Below are 4,692 nucleotides of genomic sequence, written 5' to 3' on the forward strand. Positions count from 1 at the left end.
GGCTTATTACGTTCAAATTTAGCTTTTGCCATGGTATCGCCTCAATCCAATAGTTTGGTGATGAAAACACACATATAGTAAAAATCCGATGCATATATATGACATCGAATCAGTTTTTAGTTAGGCGCTTGATTATGACAGGCTGGTGCTGATAGGCAGATTCGAACTGCCGACCTCACCCTTACCAAGGGTGCGCTCTACCAACTGAGCCATATCAGCAAACAAATATTGGAGCGGATGGCGGGAATCGAACCCGCGTTATCAGCTTGGAAGGCTGGAGTAATACCATTATACGACATCCGCGCAACCTACATAGGCTACCTAACTACCTAGAAAAAGTGGTGGAGGGAGAAGGATTCGAACCTTCGAAGGCTGAGCCGTCAGATTTACAGTCTGATCCCTTTGGCCACTCGGGAACCCCTCCACAGAAAATGGTGCCGGCACCAAGAGTCGAACTCGGGACCTACTGATTACAAGTCAGTTGCTCTACCAACTGAGCTATGCCGGCGTGTCATTTCGGGAACGGATATTAGGTAAATGTGAGCCTAAGTGCAATAGAAAAATGTCAAAAAAGCTAAAAAAAGTCTCGATCGACGCTTTTTTATGCTTAAGTCGCTATCAAAGATGAATTAAACATCATTTCCTTCATTCAAACTGACAATTGATTGTTAAAGTATTGTCCCGTTATTACGGATCGTGTAATGTGCCAGACCCAGTATAAAAATTGGTTTGATAATGCAAAACTCCATCCAACAAGCCCTTTACTTGTCTTTTCAACGCCAAAAGTGGTCTGAATTGCGTAATTCTGTTCCATTAACCTTGAGCCAAGAAGAATTAGAAAACTTAAGGGGTATGAATGAAAAGTTATCATTGGATGAAGTTACCGACATATATTTGCCATTAAGTCGGCTACTTAACCTCATCGTTGGTTCTAAACAGCAACGTGGAATGGTAGTTGATAAGTTTCTTGAGCAAAAAGCATCACATTCGCCTTATATCATTAGTATTGCAGGAAGTGTTGCTGTAGGTAAAAGTACCACTGCCCGTATTTTGCAAACTTTACTGCAACGTTGGCCTGAACACCCCAAGGTTGATTTAGTCACTACCGATGGTTTTTTATACCCATTAGCAGATTTAAAACGTAAAGGCTTGTTGCAGCGTAAAGGCTTCCCTGAAAGCTATGATATGAAGATGTTAGTTGACTTTATCTCATCGGTTAAAGCAGGCGATAAACGCGTGTTGGCACCTGTATATTCACATGTAATTTATGATCGATGTCATGATCAGCATCAGATTATCGAACAACCTGATATTTTGATCCTCGAAGGATTAAATGTACTCCAAACAGGGCTAGACTCCCCCGTTGACATTAGACGTCCATTCGTATCGGACTTTGTCGACTTCTCGATATATGTTGATGCTAAAGAGCATTTATTGAAAGAATGGTATCAGCAACGCTTTTTGCAATTTAGAAAAGGCGCATTTAGTGACCCTAAGTCATTCTTCCACCACTATGCAGCCTTGAGTGATGAAGAGGCCAATTCTATTTCTGCCAATATTTGGGATACAATCAACGGCCCTAATCTACAGCTAAACATTCAACCTACTCGAGAACGTGCCAACTTGATTTTGCAAAAAGGACAAAACCATTTAATGGATAAGGTACTTTTACGTAAATAATATCAACTCGAGTTAAGTGATGGGCTCTAATAAGCTTAATTCAAATGAGTTAGTTAATTTTAGCAAGCTTGTCATTTGTTTTGAAAACAAGGTACATTATCACGTCAATATCAGGCATATTACACGTTAATGAAACACAGTTGGCAAGACAAGCAGCTGTTTGGCAGAGGTTTATTATTCTGGGCTGATGTTAAATCATATAAAGATAGAGTTTTGACTGGTGATACATTCCATTTTTATGTGTTATTGCTACATAAAATGAAATGTATCGATATTTGCAGCTTATCTAACGAATAAAAAATGCTTTTGTTCCACTTACGTCCTATATTCCACGCAAACTGATTTCACCGCCAATGTAGGCTTTAATTTCTGAGTTAGTTTCAATCACCACAGCACCTTGTTCATCAATACCCCGACATAATCCAAACACTTCATTTGGTGCCATTAGCAGCCTAACTTGTTTATTAGCAAATAAATCATAAGCATTCCAAAATGGTATAAATGGCGCCAAACCATGGTTAGAAAATGCTTGAATATCTGACTTTAAATTTCGATGCAACGACACTAGAAGTTGGGTTTTATCTGGCACACCCTGAGAAGCTAAATCACTCCAAGGTTGATCTATTAGCTCCCCTTGTGCTGCCGACATACTCATATTGATTCCAAAACCAATGACTAATTCAGTTTGTTTAGTTTCGGTTTTCGCTACCTCAATTAAAATACCCGCAAGTTTTTTGTCATCTAAATAAATATCATTCGGCCACTTCATCCCTAAACCTGTGATATTCATTTCTGACAATGTTTTAACAATCGAACAAGCAATAACAAGGCTTAATCCCATTAAATTAGATGCATTAGTTTCAAATCGCCAAAAAAGTGATGCATAGAGGTGATTGCCATAGGGCGATAACCACTGACGTCCGCGTCTGCCTCTTCCTGCAGATTGGTATTCAGCAATGCAAATATCGCCAGACTTAAGGTCTACAAAATGGTTCAGCATAAAACTATTTGTGCTATCAATCTCATCAAAATAGAAGCAGCGATTCTCAATTCCACCAATTAAAGATTGCTCATCAACAAGCGTTATCGGACTTGCCAGTTTATAGCCTTTACCTTTAACACTGAACACTTCCAGACCATAATCAGACAGAGCATCAATATGTTGATTCACAGCCATGCGGGTCAAACCTATTTCACTCGCTATCGCTTCTCCTGAGGTAAAATGGTCAGAACTGAGCAATGCTAGAATCTGTCTTTTACGTTTCCAATGATCATTGATCATAAACTTACCTCTCCAAATCGTGCAATTAAGCGCGGCTCCACCTCAAGTGTGACACCGAATCGCTGTTCAATCATATCGGTTACATGCATAGCCAATTGACAAATATCAGTACCAGTCGCATCACCAGTATTAGTTAGCACCAAAGCTTGCTGTTCATGAATTGATGCACCACCGATAGCAAAACCTTTCAGGCCAGCGTTATCAATCATCCAACCTGCAGCTAATTTTGTATGCTTATCGTCATGGGTAAATCCAACAATATTAGGATATTGTTGTTTTAACTCCAAAAAACGCTCTAGTGGAATAATGGGGTTTTTAAAGAAACTCCCAACATTACCGATTATTTTCGGATCAGGTAGCTTCGACTGTCTAACATGACAGACCATATCAAGCACTTCTTTAGCTGTTACAGTGTCAGCATTGAGACTATTTAAGGGCGCATAACTCAAATTAGGCTTCCAGCTCGTTGATAATCTTATTTTAACGGCAGTGATTACAGCTCTATCTTTGAGTTGTTGCTTAAAAATAGACTCTCGATAACCAAATTGACAATCTTCATGGCTAATTTCATAAAGCTGTGATGAATCTAAATCAAAAAACTCAACTGATTCACAAATATCCTTGAACTCAACACCATAAGCGCCAATATTTTGAATAGGCGCCGCGCCAACCGTACCAGGTATTAACGCTAAATTCTCAATACCAAAATAGCCATTTTCGACACAAAAAAGAACTAGGCTATGCCAATCTTCACCGGCCTCCACCGTTAACAGAATATCTGATCCCTCTTGCTCAACTGCTATACCTTTGGTTTCAACAACGACCACTGAACCACAAAAATCCTCAGTAAATACCACATTGCTGCCGCCACCTAATACCATCATTGCTTTGTCAGAATGATAGAGTTCAAGACAAGTATTGATTAAAAATTCTTTTTTATCTGCATGGATAAGTTCGTCACACAGCTGATTAAGACCAAGAGTATTAAATGGGAGTAAAGAAGCAGACATAATAATTAGCAGTAAAGTATGGATAGGACATTGTAACAGGTTACAACACCTCTATTAAATTCAAACATCAAAGTTTTACGACATCGGTATTTATCCATAAGCGATGAGCCGCTTTGATATAGGCATATCCGCCACACTACTTTTATGCTCAAATTTCAGATATAAAAAAGCCCGTTACGTTAGTAACGGACTTGATACTCTCTTTACGAGAAATTAGGCGCCTGGAAATGACCTATTCTCACGTGGGCATCTCGGCCACACTATCAATGACAAATATTTGGTATAATTTTTCGACACAAAACAAAAAGGCCACTCATTAGAGTCAATGCCGATCGTTTAAGGGCACTTGACCGATCTTGAAGATGAATGATAATCCCTACCAGTATTCTGGTGGGGATTTTTTATGTTTGAGCAAGAGCTTGAATTAGTTCATGAGTCTGTTGAAGAAAGTGGGTCTTATGGTTCTGTAATGGAGGCTATTGATTCAAAGTGGATCGAACAATCACTCCTTTCAGCTAACAAGGCGAGTATCCGTAATCGCCGTCTGCCTGCGCAGCAGGCAGTCTGGCTAGTGCTTTGGATGGGATTAATACGTAACCAGTCCATCAAAGAAGTCTGTAGCTCTATGGATATAGCACTTCAATCTGGAGACTCCACCTGGTCTCGCGTAGCACCGAGTGTATTGACGGATTGCCGACGACGCTTAGGTGAAGCTCCAAT

The 4,692-nt window shown here is 39.8% G+C and carries 4 protein-coding genes and 4 tRNA genes; 2 read left to right on the top strand and 6 right to left on the bottom strand.

Annotated elements, in window-relative coordinates; all coding sequences use genetic code 11:
- Positions 1-143: 143 nt before the first annotated feature.
- The 4 genes from NE535_RS18515 to NE535_RS18530 all read right to left on the bottom strand — a co-directional run bounded on the left by NE535_RS18515 (position 144) and on the right by NE535_RS18530 (position 508).
- Positions 144-219, bottom strand: a tRNA-Thr gene (locus tag NE535_RS18515).
- A gap of 10 nt (positions 220-229) precedes the next feature.
- Positions 230-303, bottom strand: a tRNA-Gly gene (locus NE535_RS18520).
- A gap of 36 nt (positions 304-339) precedes the next feature.
- Positions 340-424, bottom strand: a tRNA-Tyr gene (locus NE535_RS18525).
- Between the two features lie 8 nt (positions 425-432).
- A tRNA-Thr gene (locus NE535_RS18530) sits at positions 433-508 on the bottom strand.
- 227 nt (positions 509-735) lie between these two features.
- On the opposite strand from NE535_RS18530, the gene coaA reads away from it, so the two are divergent.
- Complete coding sequence (coaA, locus tag NE535_RS18535; RefSeq protein ID WP_425347478.1) at positions 736-1,680, top strand: type I pantothenate kinase; 945 nt, start codon at positions 736-738, stop codon at positions 1,678-1,680.
- A 322-nt stretch (positions 1,681-2,002) separates the two neighbouring features.
- On the opposite strand, the gene birA is transcribed toward coaA, so the two are convergent.
- On the bottom strand, positions 2,003-2,959 hold the full coding sequence (gene birA, locus NE535_RS18540) for a bifunctional biotin--[acetyl-CoA-carboxylase] ligase/biotin operon repressor BirA (protein WP_261300030.1): 957 nt from the start codon (positions 2,957-2,959) through the stop codon (positions 2,003-2,005).
- Positions 2,959-3,972, bottom strand: coding sequence for a UDP-N-acetylmuramate dehydrogenase (gene murB, locus NE535_RS18545; protein ID WP_261300029.1), 1,014 nt, complete (start codon positions 3,970-3,972; stop codon positions 2,959-2,961). The genes birA and murB overlap by 1 nt, the downstream gene beginning before the upstream one ends.
- 403 nt (positions 3,973-4,375) lie before the next feature.
- Between murB and NE535_RS18550 the strand changes: the two genes are divergently transcribed.
- Positions 4,376-4,692, top strand: a 317-nt coding sequence (locus NE535_RS18550; RefSeq protein ID WP_261297241.1) for a transposase domain-containing protein, incomplete at its 3' end; no start/stop codon positions are given.

Source organism: Shewanella holmiensis, assembly GCF_025370255.1.
Lineage (GTDB): Bacteria > Pseudomonadota > Gammaproteobacteria > Enterobacterales > Shewanellaceae > Shewanella > Shewanella holmiensis.